Genomic DNA, 19,553 nt, shown 5'->3' with positions numbered 1-19,553 from the left:
ATGCGTGTCGACCTCGACGCCGTCGCGTCGTTCAGCCGCACGGGCGACGAGGGCGGCCAGCGCGCCGCGGACTCCCTGGAGACGCTCACGGGTATCCCCGCGACCTGCGAACTGACCCGCACGACGCTCGTAGACGCCGACGGCCTCGCTTCGTTCCTCGGGACGTCCAGCGAGCGGATCACCGTCGCGTTCGACGGCGCGCTCGCCGGGCGCGCAGTGCTGTCGTTCGACGAGGCGTTCGCCGACCACGTCGCCGACGAACTCGGTGTCGGCGCCGAGGCGGCGCTCCCGGAGGTCGCGAACATCCTCACGAGCGGGTTCGTCGACGCGTGGGCGGCCGACGACGAGGACACGATCGAGATCCAGCCGCCAGAGCGCGTCGGCGACGAACAGCAGGTAGTGCAGGACGCCGCCATCGTCGACGACTGCGCGTTCGTCTTCGAGAGCCGGGTAGTGCTGTCGGGCACCCGTGGCACGTGTCGGTTCGCGGTGCTGCCCGACGTGGACTCGTTCGGGTCGTACGTGACCGAGGCGGACACCGAGTTCTCGCTGGCCGACCTCGCAGCACACATCCGGGTGGCGTCCGTGAGCGCCGACGCCGTCTCCTCGCACCTCGAAGCGATGACGGGCGTGGACGCGACGCTCGTCGAATCCCACGTCGACTTCGTGCCGGTCGAGCGCGTGCCGTCCCTGCTCGGCGACGCCGCCTACGAGGGCGCCATCTTCGAGAGCGAGGGCGTCGTCGACAGCGTCATCGCTATCCTGTTCGACGAAGCCGACCCCGGCGCGGTGGCAGCGCTCCTCCTCGACGACCCGGACGCGGGCTCCGAGATGGCCGAGAGCGCCGTCGCCGAACTCGGGAACATCACCGCCAGCGGCTTCCTCGACGAGTGGGCGAACGCGCTGGAGACCACCATCGACATCTCTACGCCGTCGCACGTCCGCGACGCGGGTGCCGCCGTCCTCGACACGGTCGCGGCGGCCTACGGCGAACGCGCGGACACCATCGCCGTCGTGAACGCCACCATCGAACTCGGGCCGGACGTCACCTGCCGGGTGTGTACGTTCCCCAGCCCCGACGACGCCGACCAGCTCGGCGACATCGCAGCGGGCCTCGCCGACGACGCAAGCGACGACATCCCCGACTTCGACGACCTCGACGATGCAGGTGAGGAGCCGTGACCATTCGCGTGGGCGTCGCCGACTGGCGGGTCACCGACGACGACTCCCTGCTGGTCACCAGCGGTCTCGGGTCGTGTGTCGCCGTCGCCGTCTACGACCCGGACGTCGACGTCGGAGGCCTGCTGCACGCCATGCTTCCGGAAGCTGACGGCCCCGTCGAGAACCCCGCGAAGTACGTCGACTCGGGGCTCGACGAGATGCTATCGGCGATGGTCCGGCTCGGTGCCGCCCCGGAGAACCTCTCCGCGAAGCTCGCGGGCGGCTCCACGATGCTGGACCTCTCGGTCGGCGACAGCGTCGGCGCGCGGAACGTCGCCGCCGCCGAACGCGCGCTCGCCGACGCCGACATCGAGTTGCTCGCCACCGAGACCGGCGGCGAGAGCGGCCGGTCGGTGTCCTTTAGTCCGACCAGCGGAGACGTGACCATAGACCGTGTTGACGCCGAGGTGCACGTGATTTGACAGAGTTCCAGGACGTACTCGACTTCGTCGAACGCGAGACGGGATTCGCCACCAGCTACTACGACGAGTCGTACCTCGACCGCCGGGTGTCGGCGCGCATGCGGCGCCGCGGCGTCGACGACTACGCCGACTACCTCGAACTGCTCCGGACGGACGACGCCGAGGAACGCAGCGAACTCCTCGACACGCTCTCGGTGAACGTCACCCAGTTCTTCCGGGACGAGAAAGTCTGGGGCGCCCTCGAAGACGTACTGCTGGACACCGCCGACGAGGTGCGGTCGGTCGACATCTGGAGCGCCGCCTGCGCCGACGGCCGCGAGCCGTACTCCATCGCGATGCTCGCCCTGGACGCCGGCCTCGACCCCCGGAACGTCGACATCCTCGCGACGGACATCGACGAGGACGCCCTGTCGAGAGCCCGTGCCGGCCGCTACGAGAGCACGCGCACGGCCGACATCAGCGAACAGCTGGACTTCCTCGACGACCCCAGTCAGTACGTCGACCACGACGGCGACGGCGGCTTCGTCGTCGCCGACCACGTCAAGGACCTCGTGACGTTCGAACGCCACGACCTCATCACGGACGACCCCAAGTCGGGCTTCGACCTCGTCGCGTGCCGGAACGTCTGCATCTACATCGACAAACAGTACAAGCTCCCGATACTCGACACCGTCAGCCAGTCACTGCGCGAGGGCGGCCACCTCGTCCTCGGGCAGACCGAGACGCTCCCGGGCGACGTCAAGGAGCGCTTCGAGGCCGCCGACCCCCGGATTCGCATCTACCGGCGTGTCAGCGACGACTGACGGCCGTCCTTCGAGCGCGTCGCCGCTCGGTGCCCCAGACAGGACAGAGGAGTAACGCTTATTCGCCCGCCCACCCGATTCACATCCGAACACCACACGGGGGACATGTCGGAATCAGCAATCGCGGACTTCGTCTCGTCGTTCATCCCCGACACGGCCACGCACGTCGAACCGGTGCGTGGCCGCGTCGTCATGAGCAAGCGCCGCATCGTACTCGCTACTGACGACGAGAAGACGACGGTTCCTCTGGACGGCGTCTTCGACGTCCAGCACGAGACCGCGCCTGGCGACCTCGCCCGGTTCTTCGAGGACACCGTCACCATCGCCTACGAGCGCGGCGGCGACCGCCACGTCGCCGTCGTCGAGGGCGGCGGCGACACCGTCGACCGGTTCGTCACGCTCGTGTTCAAAGCGCTGCTGCACGGCACCGCCGTCTACGTCAAACACCCGGCACGCCGCGGCGGCCGCGTCACCGACCAGCCCTTCGAGGGCGGCAAGCTCGGCCTCGCCCCAGGCGAACTCGTCGTCAAAGGTGGCGCCGACGCGTCCGTCGACCTCTCGACGGTCTCGCACTTCGAGCGCGTCGACCGCGACGTCGACGGCTCGAGCCGACAGCTCCTCTCGGTCCGTCACATGGGCGCCACCGGTCCAATTACGACCGAACTCGCGCTGAACTCCGGCCGGAAGATGAACCTCCTCGGCCGCTACATCCGGCTCCAGTACACGCACCTCAAGCAGGAGCTCAAGGACGTCGACCTCACCGACGAGGAGATCGAGGCACTCGTCGCCATCTACTCCAGTGGCCCCGACGCCAGCCTCGCTGCAGTCCTCGGCGTCGACGCCTCCCGCATCACGATGCTGCTCAACGACCTCATCGAGAAGGAACTCGTCACGGACGACGACGGCATCAAACTCACGTCACTGGGGCGAGCCGCCGTCAGCGAACACATCGAAGACGTCAACATCTGACCGGCTCCCGGCACCCGCTGGAACGCCGCTACTGGCGGAGGCGACCACGCAGCACAGCTACTCCTCGTTGATGGCTTCGCTGGCGATGTTCCGGCCGCGGGTCTTCATCGTCACCTCGCGGCGCTTCCGGACCTCCTCGAGGACGTCGACCTCGACGAGCCGCTCGAAGATCTCCTCGACCTCGTCGACGTCCATCCCGAGGAAGTCCGGAATCTCGAACGACGACACGCCCGAGTACAGCGCCATCAGCACGCGCTTCTCGGTCTCGGAGAGTTCGACTGACCCCTGGCTCTTCTGGGCCTCCTTCGTCAGCAGCGACTCCAGAATCGACGCCGTGTGCGAGTCGGTCGCGAAGTACGTCTGCACGCTCGTGTCCTGGTCGATCGTGTGCTCGACCTTTAGGACCGGCTTCTTCTCGCCGTTCACGTCGAGCGACGCCGCCTCCGCCGACCCGACGTCGTCCAGCTCGACGGACACGAACGACCCGTTCGACATCGCGACGCTCAACTCCGACTCGTCGACCTTGATGCGCGCGCGCTCGAACTCCTCGTCGGTCACCACCCCGCCCTTCACCGCCGGGTGTTTCACCTGTAGCTCCGTCTGGTCGAGGAGCGCGCCGTAGAGCTTGCTCTCGAAGCTCTCCGTGTTGTCGCCCAGCGAGACGAGGACCACGCTCTCGTTGCTCATCCGGATGCTCACGTAGTCCCCGACTTCCGCGACCGTCTGGTTCACGTCGTAGCGACCGCTCAGCCCCTGCACTTCTGACAGCGGGAGGTTCCGCTTCCCGTCGTTGCCCGCCAGAACGATGCGCTTGTTCGACAGGAGGATGCGGCCGTTCGACCACTGCGCGTCTTTCATCCGCCGGCCGTCCTTGACGGCCTGCAGGAACTTCCCCGACCCGTCCGCTATCTTGTACTCTGACTCGCTCATTCCTCACCTGCGATCGTCCCTGCGGACGCGCTCCAGCCGGTCACCCCTCGACACCACCACGCGCCCGAACTCATTCACACGTCTCTTTTCTGCAAGCGTATTTAATGCTTTGCGTGCGATTCTCGCGACTGAAACCGCGACCGGCTACGTGTGTCCGCCCAGCTTCGAGATGGCGGAGAACGCACGCCGACGCACCTCCTCGTTCTCCGTCTCGTCGACCAGCCGCTCCAGACGCTGGCGCGAGCGGTCACCGCCCACCTTCCCGAGGGCGAACGCCGCCATCGCCACGGCGTCCTCGCCGTAGTCGTCGGTCTCGATGACCTCCAGCAGCGACGTCTCCACCGACGCCCCACCGATTTCGGCGAGGCCCGTCGCCGCGAACTGCGCGATCAGGTCGTCGTCCTCACCGAGGAGGTCTCGCAACGCCTCGATTGCGTCCATCTTCGTCCGCTGGTCTCCGGCCACCCTGCCCAGCATCCACGTCGCGTTCCGCCGCTGGTGGAGCTGCGTCCCCTCCTCGATGATCTCGATGAGGGACTTCACGATGCTCGGGTCCGACCGCGTCGCCATCCGGTCCACGATCGTCTCCCGGAGCTGGTGGCTCTGGTCCGGCGGGACGTTCGACAGAATCTCGATCAACGAGAACACGGCCGCACGCCGCACGAGGTCGCTGTCGTCGCCGAGCCGCTCGACGAGCGCGTCCACCGGCTCTGGCGTCCCGAACTGCCCCAGCGAACTCACTGCGGTCCGGCGCATCGCCTCGCTGTCGTCCTCCACCACGGACAGCAGTCCGTCGAGGGACTCCTCGGTCGTCAGTCGGCCCAGCGACTCGGCCGCCTCCCGGCGAACCTTCAGCGGCTCGCCGTGCAGACAGTTCACGAGCACGCCCGTCGCCGCCGGCTGCTCCACGCGGCCGAGCGCGCGGGCAATCCGCGCCCGCACTCCGACGTGCTCCTCGTCCTGCATCCGCTGCGCGAGCGGCTTCGCCGTATCCTCCACACCGAGCAGCCCGAGCACGTTCGCGGACGCCATCCGCAACTCGGGCGTCCCAGCGTGCAGGCTCTCCACGAACGCCTCCGCCTGCGCCCACGTCGCCCCGGACTCGGGCACTTCCTGTCCGAGTCCACGCATCAGCGCGTCGACCGCCTCCTGCTGGGTCAGCGCGTCGATCGCCGCCGCACGCACCGTCTCGTCGTCGTCGCTCATCGCGTCGACGAGCGCCTGAACCCCCTCGGATTCCGGCTCGTCCAGATTCCCGAGGATCTCGGCGGCGCGCCGACGCACCGTCTCCTTCTCGCTCTCCTGGAGCAACTCCACGAGCTTCTCGACGTCGCCGGAGCGCTCCAGCCCGTACAGCGATGGCACGACTAGTGGGACGAGACGCGACTACAAAATGATGGCGTTCAAAGAGCGGTACGGGTGGGGAACGACCGTCTTACAGCGTGACGGCGTTCTTGTCCTTCAGCGACTCGGGAACGTTCGCCCAGTACGTCGTCTTCGAACCGTACTGCGTGGTCAGCGTGAGCTGGACTTCGTCACCGGCACCCAGATTGCCCGTGATCTGTCCCGCGTCCATGACAATCTTGATGCGGTCGGACTGGTCGACCAACACGTCGGTGTTGTCGCCCTTGATGGATTCGGTGGCGAACTCGGTGTCGTTCGCTGCCGAAGGGTTGTGCGTCAGCGTGATGGCCTCGTCCGGGCCGATCCACTGGATGGTGGACTTGCTGAGGTTGATGTTGTCCGCGCCTGCAGCCTGCCGCACCGTCAGGTTCGCGAAGTCGACCGCTTCACCCGTGACATTGCCGTAGGCAGAGACGACATCGATACGGTTAGAGACCTGTGCAGAGGCTTCCTCGCCAGTCGCTGCGCCCTTGGACTGGAGGAAGCCGGCCGTGTTGATGAGGACGCCGGCGGCGATCGCCGCGACCAGCACCATCGCGATGAACACGATGAGCGTGCCGATCCCGACCTGACCGCGCTCGTCCTCGTCGTTGATGAACTCGAACATCGTTACAGGGTCACCGCGTTCTTGTCTTTGAGGGATTCGGGGACGGTTGCCCAGTAGGTTGTCTTCGAACCGTACTGCGTGGTCAGCGTGAGTTGGACCTCGTCACCAGCGGAGAGGCCCGCAGTGATACCGTCGTTGAGGCCAGTCCCCGATTCATTGGACCCGCCTGCGTACATCACGATTTTGATGCGGTCGGACTGGTCGACCAACACGTCGGTGTTGTCGCCCTTGATGGATTCGGTGGCGAACTCCGTGTCGTTCGCTGCCGTGTCGTTGTGAGTCAGCGTCAGCGCCTTATCCGGACCGATCCACTGGATGGTCGACTTGCTGAGGTTGATGTTGTCCGCACCCGCAGCCTGCCGCACCGTCAGATTCGCGTAATCGACTATCTCCGAAGTGGTGTTGACGTTGCCGTAGGCGGAGACGACGTCGATGCGATTAGAGACCTGTGCGCTGGCTTCTTCCCCAGTCGCGCTGCCTTTGGACTGGAGGAAGCCGGCCGTGTTGATGAGGACGCCGGCGGCGATCGCCGCGACCAGCACCATCGCGATGAACACGATGAGTGTGCCGATCCCGACCTGACCGCGCTCGTCCTCGTCGTTGATGAACTCGAACATTGGTTTAGAGGTTCACCGCGTTCTTGTCCTTGAGCGACTCGGGGACGTTCGCCCAGTACGTCGTCTTCGAACCGTACTGCGTGGTCAGCGTGAGCTGGACCTCTTCACCCGCCTTCAGGCCGTCAGTCGTGATGGCCTTCGAGTCCAGCACGACTTTGATGCGGTCGGACTGCTGGACCAGCACGTCGGTGTTGTCGCCCTTGATAGACTCAGTGGTGAACTCGGTATCATTCGCGGTCGATTGATCGTACGTGAGCGTCGTGGCGGTGTCCGGGCCGATCCACTGGATGGTGGATTTGCTGAGGTTGATGTTGTCCGCACCCGCAGCCTGCCGGACCGTCAGGTTCGTGTAATCGACCTTTTCACTCCCGGTGACGTTGCCGTAGGCGGAGACGACGTTGATGCGGTTAGAGACCTGTGCGCTGGCTTCCTCGCCAGTCGCGCTGCCTTTGGACTGGAGGAAGCCGGCCGTATTGATGAGGACGCCAGCGGCGATCGCCGCGACCAGCACCATCGCGATGAACACGATGAGCGTGCCGATCCCGACCTGCCCGCGCTCGTCCTCGTCGTTGATGAACTCGAACATTGTTTCGGTGTTTCTCTGCCCCCACCCGGTCCGGGTTTCTGGGGCTCACCTGCACAAATCCGTCTTCCCTACAAAAAGGTGGGGGTGCGGTTATCACCAGTGAAAACCGATAAATCGGGGAGTACCGAACCGTTAAGCACCTGTTCGTGTTCCCGGTGTGTATGGCCAGCGTGGATTTCGAGGCGGTCCGTCACCGGGTGAAGCTCCTCGAGGACACCGGCGACTCACGGGTGTTCGAGAACCGGGACGGCGTCGAGTGTCCGGTCTGCGGCGAGCCGTTCGCGGAGGCCCTGGCGTCACAGCGAGATTCGGAACAGCTCTCACCCAGGGACGGGCTGTCGCTGTGTCTCCTCAACGAGGCGGACAGGGTGGTCCTGTTCACGCACGCGGGCGATTCTTAGAACTGATACGCGACGGGGAAACGTTTTATACGTGGTTGCACCGATGTACCGACGAATGTTGAGTATCTTCCGCAAACTGCTGCGTCGGGGGTCCGGGTCGGCGGCGACGGACGGTGGCACCGAGGTGGGTGCCGTCTCGTTCGACGAGTCCGGCCACGCCGAGGCGACGCTCCGGGAGCGTTACGAGGTCGATTCGGCTGCCGTCGACCCCGGACTTCCGGCGGAGGCGACCGAACACCTCGGGTCGCTGCTGGACGAGACTGCGCCGAACACCGCGTCGTACGTGCCGGCGTACCAGGCAGCCGACGTGTCTGCGGCCGAGTTCGTGGACGCCCACGAGGCGTCGGTCGACGCCGTCGTGGACGCTGCGTTCCAGCAGCTCCGCGAGGAGGGTGTCGACGACGCGGCGATAGACCGTGCGGAGCGCCAGGTTCGCTCTGGCATGCACGCGGTCGTCGAAGACGCGGCAGCAGGGGTCGACGCGTACGGCGCCGGGGCAGCAGGGGCAGGAGACGAGGAAGACGAAGAGGAAGAGCTGAACGTCGAGGACGACGAGCTGCTCGACGGCGTCGGCATGCCCGTGTTCATGCTCGACGCCGAGGGGGAGGTCGTGGCGTGGAACGAGGCGCTCGCGGAGCTCACACAGTGCTCCGAGGCGGACGCGCTCGGCCTCGAACACGCCAGCGAGGCGTTCTACCCGGACGGGCGTCGCGTGAAGACGCTCGCCGACAAGGTCATCGAGGCCCCGGAGTCGGCTGACTCCGAGTTCGACGTCCAGCGCGCGGACGCGAAGAACGCGATGTACATCGACACGAGTACGATGGTGACACCGGACGGCGACGAGCGGGACATCCGGTTCAAGGCCAGCCCGATCTTCGGTGACGACGGGGAGCTGCTCGCGGTCGTGGAGACTGTCGAGGACCGGACGGAGGACGTCAGGCGGACGCAGGCGGTCGAGAACCTCGTGACGGAGCTGAGCTCGACCATCGACGCGCTGTCGAACGGCCACCTCGAGACGCGGGCGTCCTTCGAGCACGAGGGCATCATCGACGAGCGGCTCGTGACGGTCGTGGACGACCTGAACGGGATGGCCGACCAGTTCGAACGCCTCGTCGGTCAGGTCGACGGGCAGACCCAGGAGCTGGCGGAGTCCATCAAGCGCGCGACCGAGGACGCGAACGAGATCGCGGAGACGGTCAGCGAGCAAAACGATATGCTCTCGGGTGCTGCCAGCGAGATGCAGAACTTCTCCGCGAGCATGCAGGAGGTCGCGGCGAGCTCCGACCAGGTCGCGTCGGCCGCCGAGCAGGCGCAGGCGGCTGCCGAGAGCGGGCTCGAGGCCAGCGAGGGGGCGAGTCAGGCGACGGACGAGGTCATCGACATCAGCGACGACCTCGTGGACAGCGTCTCGGAGCTGGAGTCGAAGATGGACGAAATCGAGGGCGTCGTCGAGGTCATTGCGGAGGTCGCGGACCAGACGAATCTCCTCGCGCTCAACGCGAACATCGAGGCCGCACGCGCGGGAGAGGCGGGCAGTGGGTTCGCCGTCGTCGCCGACGAGGTCAAGGAGCTGGCGAACGAGACTCGTGAACACACGGAGCGGATCGCGGGCAGCATCGACGACGTCCAGCAGCAGGCGAACGAGACGGTCGTCGCCGTCGAGGAATCCCACGAACAGATTCACCGTGCGGGCGAAGAGATCGACGACGCCCTGACGGCGCTGGAAGAGATTGCGGAGGCAGTCGACGAGGCTGCGACGGGCATCACCGAGGTCGCGCGGGCGAACGACGAGCAGGCGTCGACGGTCGAGGACGTCATCGTGACCATCGAGGAGGTCCAGGGGCAGGCCCAGGAGGCCGCCGACGCCTCGGAACGCATCGTGTCCGCGACCCGGGATCAGTCCCAGGCCGTCTCGGAGTTGAGCGAGCGCGTCGACCAGCTCACTACTGACAGCCAATGACCTTGAACCCACGCGAGTACGACCCAGAGGAACTGCGCAGTGCGGCCCGCGCGGGCGGGGACGAGAACATCCGAGAGCTCAAGGAGCGCCTGAAGGAGCACGAACAGACGGCCGAGGAGACGGTACGGTCCGACCAGCTCAAGCAGCTGCTGTTCATGCACTCGAGTGCGTCCCCGGAGAACCTCGAGCGGCCGTACCTCGAGTCGATGCCCGGAAAGTACGCGGCGGAGATCACGCTGTTCGAGTGGCTGGACTTCCTGCTGGAGCGCGGCGGTGTGAAGCGCGCGCTGAAGGCCCTCGAGTACTACCAGACCATCGGCTGGGTCAGCGAGGGCGCGGCGGAGCGGCTGCAGAGCCACGTTCGTGGGTTCTCCGGTCCGGCCGACGAGGAGTCGCACAGCGACCTCGAGATGGCCGACCACGTGTTGAGTCTGGTGTACATCGCGCGCCTGTCGTCGATGGAGTGACGGTAGGGCGTGGCTTCCGGGGGGTTTACGAGTGTCAAACCCGATTTATCTGATTGAGAACTGGGGGAGAACATTAATTACGTGGGGCTCCCGTTATCTATCCCGATGACGATTATCGACCTCACCCCGGCTGCCGTGGCCTTCTTGCAGTTCGGGGCACTGGCCGTCGGAATGGCCAGTTGGCTCGACGACGAGGGGTCAGGGGACTCCGGCGGCGGCGGTGGTGGTGGCGACGGCGACGACTTCGACATGGACGACGACATGGACGACGACTTCGACGACGACTTCGACGACGACTTCGGGTCGTTCGACGACATGGACGGCGGTGGCGGCGGGGACGGCGCGGGTGGCGCGGACTCGTCCGTCAACGAGCTCGAGAACCGCATCGAGGAACTGGAGACCGAAGTGTCGAACGTCGCGTCGAAGGCCAACACCGTCCGGAGTGAGAACGAACAGATAAGCGAGAGCGTCGAGGACGTCGAGGAGAACGTCCGGAAGCTCCTCGAGATCTACGAGATGGTGACGCGGGGCGTGAACCCGTTCGTGGACGACGTCGACCCGAACGCTGCCGGCGGCGGTGGCGCTGCCGGCGGCCAGAGCTTCGGGTTGTTCGACGAAGAGGAAGAAGAGGACGACGGCGGCGGCGACCTCGACGAGGACGTCGCGGAAGCCGAAGCCGACGAGTTCTTCGAGGACGACGCCTTCGACGACGACTTCGAAGAGGGCGAGGACGACGAGATGGACGACGAGTTCGGCGAGTTCGGCGAGGAAGCCGAAGACGACGGAGGCGACGAGTTCGACGCGGACGGAGAGTTTGAGGAGGACGACGGCGAGATGATGGACGACGAGTTCGGCGAATTCGGCGAAGAAGACGAGGAGGAGGAGGGAGAGGGTGGCATGATGGACGACGAGTTCGGCGGTCCGAACGGCGAGGAGGCCGCTGGCGACGGCGGCGGCACCTCCTTCGAGGAGCTCAAAGAAGAGTACGAGTCGGGAGACGCGGACTGGGCCGAGGGCGAGGACGGCGAACCTGTCGACGAGGAGGGCATCGAAGCCGAGGACAAGCCCGACATCGGGTTCGACGATTCAGACCTCGAGGCGGAAGCCGGCGAGGACGAGCCCGAGGAAACCACCGACGACTTCGAGTTCGAGGAGGACGACCTCGAGGCGGACCCAGAGCCGGAACCCGAGCCGGAACCCGAGCCGGAGCCGGAGCCCGCGAGCGGGTCGAGCGTCAACGAGGCGTCGGGCGCGGCGCCCGGCCTGGCGCTCGGTGGCGACGACGGACCGCATCTGGCGGAGCCCCCGAAGGGCTACCTCGCGGACGTCGTCTGTCTGGAGTGGCTCGACCACCTCCTGACCGAGTTCGGGCCGAAGAACACGGTTCGCACCATCAACTACTACGAGCGCATCGGCTGGATCGGTGAGCCGGTGCGGGATCAGCTGTTCGACTTCCTGGAGGGGTTGACCGACTCGGACTACCTCTACCGCGAGGAGTTCGGGAGCACCGAGTTGACGATGGACGACCACCTGAAGAGCCTCGATTACATCGAGGAGCTGTCGAGCGAGGACATAGAGCGAGTCATCGTCGACCGCTGCGAGGACCTCAACAGGCATGGGATTCAGCGTTAGTGGCTCTGCGGCGATCCTGTTCATCGCCGCGTTCGTGAGTGTGGGCATCCTCTATTCGGCTGCGTTCAACGGCTACGAGCGCGTACAGGACGCGGAGGAGGTTCAGGACGACCGCGTGCTGGAAGCGAAGAACACCGCCATCGAGATTTCGAATGTCACCTACGACTCGACCGAGGAGAACATGACCGTAAACGTGACGAACAACGGGTCGACGGCGCTGTCTATCAACGAGACGGACCTGATTTCGAATGGTTCGTACGTCACGCGTGACGCATACGTGTCGACGTCGGTCGACAGTAACACCGAGACCGACCTCTGGCTGCCCGGAGAGACGTACTCGCTGACGGTGACGCAGTCTCCGAAGCCGGACCGTGTGAAGATCGTGACCGAGAACGGCGTCGCCGCTACGGAGGTGGTCTGAGTGGCGGGCGTGTCCTCGTCGACGCTGATAATCTTCATCGCGTCGATTCTCGTGGCGGCGTCGGTCGCGGGGACGATGACGAACGGCGTCCAGCGGCTGAGCGGCGCGCTCGGCGACCGGAGTGTCGACGTCAGTCGGCAGATCGAGACGGACGTCGAGATCATCAGCGACCCGGGCAGCCCAGAAGCGGTGTACGACGGCGCGAACAACAATCTGACGTTGCTCGTGAAGAACACTGGCTCCGAGTCGTTGGCGGCGCAACCGAGTACGTTCGACGTCATCGTGGACGGCCAGTACGCGACGGAGCTGTCCGTCGAGGTGGTCGATGGGAGTAGCTGGGGGCCGGGGAACGTGGTTCGGGTGAACGCGACGAGCGTGAATCTGAACTCTGGCGACCATCGAATCGTCGTGATCGTGAACGGCGACAGAGAAGTGCTAGAGCTGAGAACGTCATGAGCACGCGCACACTCTACTCGCTCGGTCTCGACGAGCACGACCGGTTGAACAACGAGCTCGGTGGCGGAATTCCCGGGGGCAGCATCGTCCTCATCGAGGGCGACTACGGTGCCGGGAAGTCCGCGATGAGCCAGCGGCTCTCCTACGGGCTCTGCGAGGAGAACAACTCGGTGACCCTGGTATCGACGGAGCTGACAGTCAGGGGGTTCATCGACCAGATGCACTCGCTGAGCTACGACGTGGAGGAACACCTCCTGAACGAGGACTTGCTGTTCCTGGAGGCGGACGTCGACACGGGGAAGAGCGCGCTGCGCGGCGGGGGCGGAAGCACGGACGAGGACGGGAGTCGTCGGCAGCTATTGAAACGCCTGATGGAGGCCGAAAAGATGTGGGACGCCGACGTCGTCGTGGTGGACACGTTCGACGCCATCCTCCGGAACGACCCGAACTTCGAGGCGCTGGTGCGGCAGAACGAGGAGCGTCAGGCCGCCCTCGAAATCATTTCCTTCTTTAGGGATCTGGTCTCGCAAGGAAAGGTCATCGTTTTGACTGTGGACCCCAGTACTGTTGACGAGGAGGCGATTGGACCGTTCCGGTCGATTGCCGACGTCTACCTCGAGTTACAGATGGTGGAAGTCGGCAACGACGTCCGTCGCTCCATCGCGGTGCGGCGGTTCGCCGGGATGGGCGAGCAGGTCGGGGACACGATCGGGTACTCGGTGCGGTCCGGCACAGGTATCGTCATCGAGAGCCGCAGTGTGGCGTAAGGGGGACCAACCATGGCAGACCACGGGAGTCGACAGATCGGCCACGAGCTCCGGGAGACAGCGACCCGCTACACCCATCTCCGGGAGTACCTCCAGCGGTTCAAGCAGTTCACGGGCGAGTTCCCGGAGCTGATCGACGAGCCGACCGACGACTGGGAGGCCGACAAGCCGAACGTCCTCTATCCCGTGGGTGGCCCCATCTTCTGTCACGTGTACGGCGACCTGGGCAAGGACACGAAGTACTACACCATCGAGCCGGAGCTCTCGGGACCGGAGGCGGCGGTGTTCAAGAACGTTCAGGAGCGCATCCTGGAGAAGTCCGTCAACAAGCCCGCGCCGGAGGCCGAGGCCGAGTACGACGACCGCATCGAGGAGCTCCTCGAGGAGACGGTGCGGGTCTCGGACGACAAGTCCGAGGACGTGTTCCACCGCGTCAAGCAGCTCCCGAACAACCTCGGGTCGCTCGTGAAGAACTTCGACGCGTCGAGCGTCGCAGACCAGATGGTCGGGGACGACCGCGGGCAGATGTCCCTCGATTCGGGCGACCTCTCCACGCAGCAGGTGGCCGCGGGCGCTCGGAAGGTGGCGTCGACGCCGCGGAACGTCGCGAACCAGTTCCGAGCGGCGATGCCGATGATGCGGAAGGCACTCGAGGAGGCGTTCGGGTTCGGCCGCATTCCGGTCTCGGAGGGGACCTACGAGAACATCCGCTACCAGCTGAACCGGGACATCGTCGGGTTCGGGCCGCTGGAGCCGGTGATGCGTGACCCCTACAACGAGGACATTCACGTCATCGGCCCGAGCGGCTGCTACGTCGACCACGGGACGTACGGGATGCTGGAGACGACCGTGGACTTCGGGACGCCCGAGGAGTTCGACGGCTGGCTGCGCAACATGGGCGAGCGGATGGGCGACCCGGTCTCGGACAGCGACCCCATCGTGGACTCGACGCTGCCGGACGGCTCGCGTATCAACATCATCTACAGCGACGACGTCTCCCTGAAGGGGCCGTCGCTCACCATCCGTCAGGGCGACGACGTGCCGCTGTCGGTCGGCCAGATTACGAAGTGGGGGACGCTGTCGCCGGAGCTGGCGGCGTACCTCTGGCTGTGTCTGGAGAACGAGCAGACGGTGTTCGTGGTCGGGGAGACGGCGTCCGGGAAGACGACGACGCTGAACTCCATCATGGCGTTCATCCCCCGGGACTCGAAGATCTACACCGCGGAGGACACCGCGGAGGTCATCCCGCCCCACGACACGTGGCAGCAGCTGCTGACCAGGGAGGGGCAGGGCGAGAACTCCGCGGACGTGGACATGTTCGACCTGGTCGCGGCGGCGCTGCGTTCCCGTCCCGACTACATCATCGTCGGTGAGGTGCGTGGCGAGGAGGGCCGCATGGCGTTCCAGGCGGCACAGACCGGCCACCCCGTGATGCTGACGTTCCACGCCAGCGACATCGTCTCGATGATTCAGCGCTTCACCGGGGAGCCGATCAACGTCCCGGAGACGTTCATGGACAACGCCGACGTGGCGCTGTTCCAGAACCGCGTGAAGCAGGGCGACGACGTGCTGCGCCGGGTCACGTCCGTCCAGGAGATCGAGGGGTACTCCAAAGAGATGGGTGGTGTGGTCACCCGGCAGGCGTTCTACTGGGACCCCGTGGAGGACGAGATCGTCTTCCAGGGCCGGAACAACTCCTACGTCCTCGAGGAGCAGATCGCGACGCTGCTGGGGTACGCCGACACGCGGGAGATCTACGACGAGATGGACTTCCGCGCGGAGATCATCGAGCGCATCATCCAGGAGGACCTGATCGGGTACCACGACTTCAACGAAACCATCGCGGCGTTCCAGCGGGACGGCGTCGAGGGCCTCCCGTTCACCATCTCGCGCGGGTTCTAGCATCATGGCTGCAGAAGCCGAGAGCGAGAACGTCGAGGTCGAGGGGTCGCTGGACGACATCGACCTCGGCGAGTTCGTGGATTCGGTGCTGGAGTCGTACCGCGCGATGCCGATGCCGACGTTCAACTACGTCGTGTTGGTCGTCGTGCCGTCGGTGCTGTTCTTCCTCGTGACGGTCGTCACGGCGTTCGTCTTCGACCTGCCGACGTTCCTCCTGGTGCCGATCCCGATGCTCGGGCTGCTGGGGCTGACGGCGGCCGTCTTCTACCCGAAGATCCGGCTGGACCAGCGCCGCGTCCGGATGGAGAACCGGTTTCACCTCTTCGTCACGCACATGACGGTGCTGTCGACGACGAACATCGATCGAGTGGAGGTGTTCCGTCGCATCGGTTCCGAGGAGGAGTACGGGCCGCTGGCGGAGGAGTCGCGGCGCATCGTCCAGCTCATCGACGCGTGGAACCAGAGCCTCGACGACGCCTGCCGGATGCGCGCGAACAAGGTCCCCAGCGACCTCCTGGCGGACTTCCTCGACCGGCTCGCGTACACCATCAACTCCGGGGAGAGCCTGGAGTCCTACCTGGTGACCGAGCAGGAAGCCATCATCCGGAACTACGCGACGACCTACGAAGGCCAGCTGGAGAACATCGAGGTCATGAAAGACCTCTACCTGTCGATGGTGCTGTCAGTGACGTTCGCGCTGGTGTTCGCGACAGTCCTGCCGATTCTCTCGGGAACCAACCCGACAATGACGGTGTCGGCGGTCGTCGTGCTGTACACGTTCATCCAGATCGGGTTCCTGTACACGATGTACACGCTCGCCCCGAGCGACCCCCTGTGGTACTTCCCGGAGGACAAGACGACGAGTGCGGAGTGGCGGCTGCGGGGCGCCACGGCCGTCGGCGGGGGGCTGGCGGTGGTGCTGGCGCTGGTCGTCGCTGCCATCCAGCTGGGGTGGACGCCGCTGGCCGAAGACGTGTTGCCGCTGCCGATGTACGCCGCAATCCCGACGACGCCGCTGTTGATTCCGGGCCTGGTGGCGCGCGCCGAGGAGGAGCGCGTGAAAGACAGAGACGACGCGTTCACGAGCTTCATTCGAGCGCTGGGGTCCAGTGAGACGGCACGCCAGACCACGACGACGCGCGTCCTGCAGTCGCTCCGTGACAAGAACTTCGGGCCGCTGACGGCGCTCGTGGACGACCTCTACAAGCGCCTGAACCTCCGGCTGGACGCGGCGCGTGCGTGGCGGCACTTCACGGCGGACTCTCACTCCTACCTCATCCAGAAGTTCTCGGAGATGTACCTCATCGGCCGCCAGATGGGTGGCGCTCCCAAGCACCTCGGGGAGCTCATCTCGAAGAACATGAGCGAGGTGCTGCAGCTCCGCCAGAAGCGCAGCCAGTCGGCGTCGACGCTCGTCGGCGTCCTGTACGGCATCTCGGCGGCGGCGACGTTCGCGTTCTTCATCGGGCTGGGCATCGTCGACGTCATCTCCGGGCTGGGGCTGGACTTCTCGAATCCGGCGTTCGACGTCGGTACCATCATCAACACCGGAGTGTACGACATCGAGCTCATCGAGTACCTGCTGGTGTTGACCCTCGTCATCAACGCGACGCTGTCGTCGCTGATGGTCCGCGTCGTCGACGGCGGCCACAAGGTGAACTCGTACATCCACTTCGTCGTCCTGACCTGGGTCTCGTGTACCATCGGATCGCTGACACTGGGGCTCGTGGAGTCGCTGCTCGCCGTCTGACGGGGGGCCACACTTATGTGCGGGCCTCCGCAAGGACGACCACGATGACCGAGGCCGGAGGCGAGGGGTTCGTGTTCGCCGTCGCCAGTGGCAAGGGCGGCGTCGGCAAGTCGACGACGACGGCGAATCTCGGCGTCGCACTGGCCGACGACGGGTTCGACGTGGCGGTCGTGGACGTCGACCTGGGGATGGCGAACCTCGCGGGGCTGCTGGGCGTCGACGAGGACGTCACGCTCCACGACGTGCTCGCGGGCGACGCGTCGCCGAGCGAGGCGACGTACGACGCCCACGGCGTCACTCTCGTTCCGGGTTCGACCGACCTCGAACAGTTCGCGGAGGCGGACGCGAAGGCCCTGCACCGCGTGGTCACCCACCTGCGGGCGGACCACGACGTCGTCCTGCTGGACGCGGGCGCGGGCCTGAGTTACGACATCGCGATGGCGATGAGCGTCGCGGACGGCGTCCTGCTGGTGACGACGGCGGAGTTGAACTCGCTGACGGACGCGACGAAGACGGGGAAGCTCGTCTCGAAACTGGAGAAGCCCGTGGTGGGCGCGGTGTTCACGCGGACGGGTGACGGCGGCTTCGACGACGTGGAGGGCATCGCGGCGGCGCTCGGGACGACGGACGCCGTGACCGTGAGCGTCCCCCACGACGACGCCGTGAAGCTCGCAGTGCGGAAGAGCCGCCCCGTCGTGGACCTCAAACCGGAGAGCCCGGCTGCCCGCGCGTACGGCAGGCTGGCCGCGAGCCTCGCAGATAGCGTCGGGATGGAGCCGTCGACGCCCGCGGCCGGCGAGGAGGAGACGGAGGAAGACGCCTTCGAGTGGGTCGACCCCGACACGGGGGAGGCCGACGAACCCGCGGAGCCCGAGACGGCGGACGAGGAGCCGGCAGCAGACGGGCCGGTGTACGAGATCTCTATCGAGGAGCTGATGGCCGAGGCGGGCGTGGACAGCGACGACGAGGCCGCCGAACGTCGCGTGAAGCTGTTCGACCGCGTGAAGTCGAAGTTCTCGTAGTCCGGCCTAGGGCGCTAGCTCGACCGGACGATGCTGTACATCAGGAACACGTAGCCAGCGGTCGTGATGAAGTAGTTCGCCGTGAGGAGCGTTCGAGTCCGTTCGAATCCAGTGAGGAACGCCAGGACGGTCGTGCCGACCGCGGCCGCGACCACGAGCCCGAAGCCGGCCGAGAGGTGCATCATGGACGACCGGCCCGTGTCCCTGTAGGCGCGTACCGCGAACGCGACCATGCTGAGGCCGGCGACCGCGAGGGTCCCGCTGAACAACAGGTAGAGTGCTTCGATGAGACGCATGCGGGTCTTACCCTAAATCACCCCGAGGTTGCCTAAAAATGTAGGGGCGTGATTATTAGCCGCGAGAATCAATCGCCGCCGTCTGCCCCGAGGTCACTCCAGACGTCGACCAGCGCGTTCTTCGCTTCGGTGCGCTCTTTGGTGTCGATGGTCGTCTCGTCGACGCCGAACTGGACGCTGATCTCGTCGACCTGCCGCCGGTAGACCTTCGTGCGGCGGCCCTCGTCGGAGAGCTCCTTGCCCTCGAGTTTGAGCAGGTCGTGTTCGCTGAGCTCCTCGATGCGCCGGTAACTGGTGGCGATCGGGATGTCCAGTTCCTCGCTGAGTTCCTGGGCGGACTTCGGCGCGTGCGTCGCTTCGAGTATCTCGGCGTTGTACTTGTTGCCGAGTACCCGCAACACGTCCACCGGGTCCATCGAGAAGGAAATGGGACCCGCCCGAAAAAAGAGTGTCGGGGTTGGCGTCAACCAAACGCTTAATTCGGCCGGCCGCCGATTCGGGCCTATGGCCGACGACGAGACGGACGTGCTGGAGTTCTCCCTGGGCGAGGGCCGGTACTGCATCGACATCGCACACGTCGACGAGATCGTGGACGCGGACGAGGAAGTGACCTCGATTCCCAACTCCGAGGCGCACGTGGTCGGCGTGGTCGACCTCCGCGGAGAGACGACGACGGTCGTCGACCCCCGGGTACACCTCGACGAGTCCGGCGAGCCGGACGGCACCCGCATCGTGGTGCTGTCCGACCACGACGCCACGGGCTTGCTGGTCGACGACGTCCACGAGGTCGAGGCGGTCGCGGAAGCCGACCTCGACGAGTCCGCGGCGTCCGAGACGACGCGAGGCGTCATTCGCCGTGACGACCGGTTCGTCGTCTGGGTGGAGCCGGACGCGCTGGTGTAGCAGCCTCCGGGAATCCC

22 protein-coding genes are annotated in these 19,553 nt (G+C 65.8%); 15 read left to right on the top strand and 7 right to left on the bottom strand.

All coding sequences use genetic code 11. The annotated features are described in order from the left end of the window. From LT971_RS13900 to cheF2, 4 genes are all read left to right on the top strand, one after another. Complete coding sequence (locus LT971_RS13900; RefSeq protein ID WP_237007545.1) at positions 1 to 1,182, top strand: chemotaxis protein CheC; 1,182 nt, start codon at positions 1 to 3, stop codon at positions 1,180 to 1,182. Further along, positions 1,179 to 1,643, top strand: a complete 465-nt coding sequence (locus LT971_RS13895) for a chemotaxis protein CheD (protein WP_237007544.1) — start codon at positions 1,179 to 1,181, stop codon at positions 1,641 to 1,643. Before LT971_RS13900 ends, LT971_RS13895 begins: the two co-directional genes overlap by 4 nt. Further along, complete coding sequence (cheR, locus tag LT971_RS13890) at positions 1,640 to 2,446, top strand: CheR family methyltransferase (RefSeq protein ID WP_237007543.1); 807 nt, start codon at positions 1,640 to 1,642, stop codon at positions 2,444 to 2,446. Before LT971_RS13895 ends, cheR begins: the two co-directional genes overlap by 4 nt. A gap of 105 nt (positions 2,447 to 2,551) precedes the next feature. Further along, positions 2,552 to 3,415, top strand: coding sequence for a chemotaxis protein CheF2 (gene cheF2, locus LT971_RS13885; protein ID WP_237007542.1), 864 nt, complete (start codon positions 2,552 to 2,554; stop codon positions 3,413 to 3,415). 57 nt (positions 3,416 to 3,472) lie between these two features. Here cheF2 and cheF1 read toward each other — a convergent pair whose 3' ends face one another. The 5 genes from cheF1 to LT971_RS13860 form a co-directional block, all read right to left on the bottom strand. Then, entirely contained in the window at positions 3,473 to 4,345 is an 873-nt protein-coding gene (gene cheF1, locus LT971_RS13880; protein WP_237007541.1) for a chemotaxis protein CheF1, read from the bottom strand. 144 nt (positions 4,346 to 4,489) lie between these two features. Continuing rightward, positions 4,490 to 5,710, bottom strand: coding sequence for a HEAT repeat domain-containing protein (locus LT971_RS13875; RefSeq protein ID WP_237007540.1), 1,221 nt, complete (start codon positions 5,708 to 5,710; stop codon positions 4,490 to 4,492). A 70-nt stretch (positions 5,711 to 5,780) separates the two neighbouring features. Further along, positions 5,781 to 6,356 carry a flagellin gene (locus tag LT971_RS13870; RefSeq protein WP_237007539.1) on the bottom strand — a complete coding sequence of 192 codons (576 nt, stop codon included), beginning with the start codon at positions 6,354 to 6,356 and terminating at the stop codon, positions 5,781 to 5,783. Positions 6,357 to 6,358: 2 nt separating this feature from the next. After that, positions 6,359 to 6,973: a flagellin gene (locus LT971_RS13865; protein ID WP_237007538.1), complete on the bottom strand. Its 615-nt coding sequence runs from the start codon at positions 6,971 to 6,973 to the stop codon at positions 6,359 to 6,361. A 4-nt stretch (positions 6,974 to 6,977) separates the two neighbouring features. Next, positions 6,978 to 7,559, bottom strand: coding sequence for a flagellin (locus LT971_RS13860; protein WP_237007537.1), 582 nt, complete (start codon positions 7,557 to 7,559; stop codon positions 6,978 to 6,980). 161 nt (positions 7,560 to 7,720) lie between these two features. Here LT971_RS13860 and LT971_RS13855 point away from each other — a divergent pair, with 161 nt between their 5' ends. The 10 genes from LT971_RS13855 to minD all read left to right on the top strand — a co-directional run bounded on the left by LT971_RS13855 (position 7,721) and on the right by minD (position 18,337). Continuing rightward, on the top strand, positions 7,721 to 7,960 hold the full coding sequence (locus LT971_RS13855; protein ID WP_237007536.1) for a DUF7385 family protein: 240 nt from the start codon (positions 7,721 to 7,723) through the stop codon (positions 7,958 to 7,960). Between the two features lie 55 nt (positions 7,961 to 8,015). Next, complete coding sequence (locus LT971_RS13850; protein ID WP_237007535.1) at positions 8,016 to 9,920, top strand: methyl-accepting chemotaxis protein; 1,905 nt, start codon at positions 8,016 to 8,018, stop codon at positions 9,918 to 9,920. Beyond that, complete coding sequence (locus LT971_RS13845) at positions 9,917 to 10,387, top strand: FlaD/FlaE family flagellar protein (protein WP_237007534.1); 471 nt, start codon at positions 9,917 to 9,919, stop codon at positions 10,385 to 10,387. Before LT971_RS13850 ends, LT971_RS13845 begins: the two co-directional genes overlap by 4 nt. Positions 10,388 to 10,558: 171 nt before the next feature. Continuing rightward, complete coding sequence (locus tag LT971_RS13840) at positions 10,559 to 12,019, top strand: FlaD/FlaE family flagellar protein (RefSeq protein WP_237007533.1); 1,461 nt, start codon at positions 10,559 to 10,561, stop codon at positions 12,017 to 12,019. After that, a complete protein-coding gene (gene arlF, locus LT971_RS13835) occupies positions 12,003 to 12,440 on the top strand; it encodes an archaellum stator protein ArlF (protein ID WP_237007532.1) in 438 nt (145 codons plus the stop codon). The genes LT971_RS13840 and arlF overlap by 17 nt, the downstream gene beginning before the upstream one ends. Beyond that, positions 12,441 to 12,896 (top strand): archaellum stator protein ArlG, encoded by a 456-nt coding sequence (arlG, locus tag LT971_RS13830; RefSeq protein WP_237007531.1) that lies wholly within the window; start codon positions 12,441 to 12,443, stop codon positions 12,894 to 12,896. Next, entirely contained in the window at positions 12,893 to 13,663 is a 771-nt protein-coding gene (gene arlH / locus LT971_RS13825) for an archaellum protein ArlH (RefSeq protein ID WP_237007530.1), read from the top strand. The genes arlG and arlH overlap by 4 nt, the downstream gene beginning before the upstream one ends. Before the next feature lie 12 nt (positions 13,664 to 13,675). After that, positions 13,676 to 15,565, top strand: a complete 1,890-nt coding sequence (flaI, locus tag LT971_RS13820) for an archaellum flagellar ATPase motor FlaI (protein ID WP_237007529.1) — start codon at positions 13,676 to 13,678, stop codon at positions 15,563 to 15,565. 4 nt (positions 15,566 to 15,569) lie between these two features. Beyond that, complete coding sequence (arlJ, locus tag LT971_RS13815) at positions 15,570 to 17,315, top strand: archaellar assembly protein ArlJ/FlaJ (RefSeq protein ID WP_237007528.1); 1,746 nt, start codon at positions 15,570 to 15,572, stop codon at positions 17,313 to 17,315. A 44-nt stretch (positions 17,316 to 17,359) separates the two neighbouring features. Then, positions 17,360 to 18,337: a MinD/ParA family ATP-binding protein gene (gene minD / locus LT971_RS13810; RefSeq protein ID WP_237007527.1), complete on the top strand. Its 978-nt coding sequence runs from the start codon at positions 17,360 to 17,362 to the stop codon at positions 18,335 to 18,337. A gap of 14 nt (positions 18,338 to 18,351) precedes the next feature. Here the strand turns inward: minD and LT971_RS13805 are convergent, their stop codons facing one another. Further along, the gene (locus tag LT971_RS13805) at positions 18,352 to 18,633 is read right to left on the bottom strand and encodes a DUF7521 family protein (RefSeq protein WP_237007526.1); all 282 of its coding nucleotides are present in this window, start codon (positions 18,631 to 18,633) and stop codon (positions 18,352 to 18,354) included. Positions 18,634 to 18,701: 68 nt separating this feature from the next. Beyond that, positions 18,702 to 19,049: an ArsR/SmtB family transcription factor gene (locus LT971_RS13800; protein WP_237007525.1), complete on the bottom strand. Its 348-nt coding sequence runs from the start codon at positions 19,047 to 19,049 to the stop codon at positions 18,702 to 18,704. 88 nt (positions 19,050 to 19,137) lie between these two features. Between LT971_RS13800 and LT971_RS13795 the strand changes: the two genes are divergently transcribed. Continuing rightward, positions 19,138 to 19,536, top strand: a complete 399-nt coding sequence (locus tag LT971_RS13795; protein ID WP_237007524.1) for a chemotaxis protein CheW — start codon at positions 19,138 to 19,140, stop codon at positions 19,534 to 19,536. Positions 19,537 to 19,553: the final 17 nt, after the last annotated feature.

This window comes from Halobacterium rubrum, from assembly GCF_021729015.1.
GTDB lineage: Archaea > Halobacteriota > Halobacteria > Halobacteriales > Halobacteriaceae > Halobacterium > Halobacterium rubrum.
The sequence above is the reverse complement of the archived record's forward strand: the minus strand, read 5'-3'. Positions and strand labels throughout refer to the sequence as shown.

Excerpts from the sequence above, each read along its gene's own strand:
- LT971_RS13900 (WP_237007545.1), top strand. The coding sequence starts at position 1 with ATGCGTGTCGACCTCGACGCCGTCGCGTCGTTCAGCCGCACGGGCGAC.
- cheF2 (WP_237007542.1), top strand. The coding sequence starts at position 2,552 with ATGTCGGAATCAGCAATCGCGGACTTCGTCTCGTCGTTCATCCCCGAC.
- cheF1 (WP_237007541.1), bottom strand. The coding sequence starts at position 4,345 with ATGAGCGAGTCAGAGTACAAGATAGCGGACGGGTCGGGGAAGTTCCTG.
- LT971_RS13870 (WP_237007539.1), bottom strand. The coding sequence starts at position 6,356 with ATGTTCGAGTTCATCAACGACGAGGACGAGCGCGGTCAGGTCGGGATC.
- LT971_RS13865 (WP_237007538.1), bottom strand. The coding sequence starts at position 6,973 with ATGTTCGAGTTCATCAACGACGAGGACGAGCGCGGTCAGGTCGGGATC.
- LT971_RS13860 (WP_237007537.1), bottom strand. The coding sequence starts at position 7,559 with ATGTTCGAGTTCATCAACGACGAGGACGAGCGCGGGCAGGTCGGGATC.
- LT971_RS13855 (WP_237007536.1), top strand. The coding sequence starts at position 7,721 with ATGGCCAGCGTGGATTTCGAGGCGGTCCGTCACCGGGTGAAGCTCCTC.
- LT971_RS13850 (WP_237007535.1), top strand. The coding sequence starts at position 8,016 with ATGTTGAGTATCTTCCGCAAACTGCTGCGTCGGGGGTCCGGGTCGGCG.
- LT971_RS13845 (WP_237007534.1), top strand. The coding sequence starts at position 9,917 with ATGACCTTGAACCCACGCGAGTACGACCCAGAGGAACTGCGCAGTGCG.
- LT971_RS13840 (WP_237007533.1), top strand. The coding sequence starts at position 10,559 with ATGGCCAGTTGGCTCGACGACGAGGGGTCAGGGGACTCCGGCGGCGGC.
- arlF (WP_237007532.1), top strand. The coding sequence starts at position 12,003 with ATGGGATTCAGCGTTAGTGGCTCTGCGGCGATCCTGTTCATCGCCGCG.
- arlH (WP_237007530.1), top strand. The coding sequence starts at position 12,893 with ATGAGCACGCGCACACTCTACTCGCTCGGTCTCGACGAGCACGACCGG.
- flaI (WP_237007529.1), top strand. The coding sequence starts at position 13,676 with ATGGCAGACCACGGGAGTCGACAGATCGGCCACGAGCTCCGGGAGACA.
- arlJ (WP_237007528.1), top strand. The coding sequence starts at position 15,570 with ATGGCTGCAGAAGCCGAGAGCGAGAACGTCGAGGTCGAGGGGTCGCTG.
- minD (WP_237007527.1), top strand. The coding sequence starts at position 17,360 with ATGACCGAGGCCGGAGGCGAGGGGTTCGTGTTCGCCGTCGCCAGTGGC.
- LT971_RS13805 (WP_237007526.1), bottom strand. The coding sequence starts at position 18,633 with ATGCGTCTCATCGAAGCACTCTACCTGTTGTTCAGCGGGACCCTCGCG.
- LT971_RS13800 (WP_237007525.1), bottom strand. The coding sequence starts at position 19,049 with ATGGACCCGGTGGACGTGTTGCGGGTACTCGGCAACAAGTACAACGCC.
- LT971_RS13795 (WP_237007524.1), top strand. The coding sequence starts at position 19,138 with ATGGCCGACGACGAGACGGACGTGCTGGAGTTCTCCCTGGGCGAGGGC.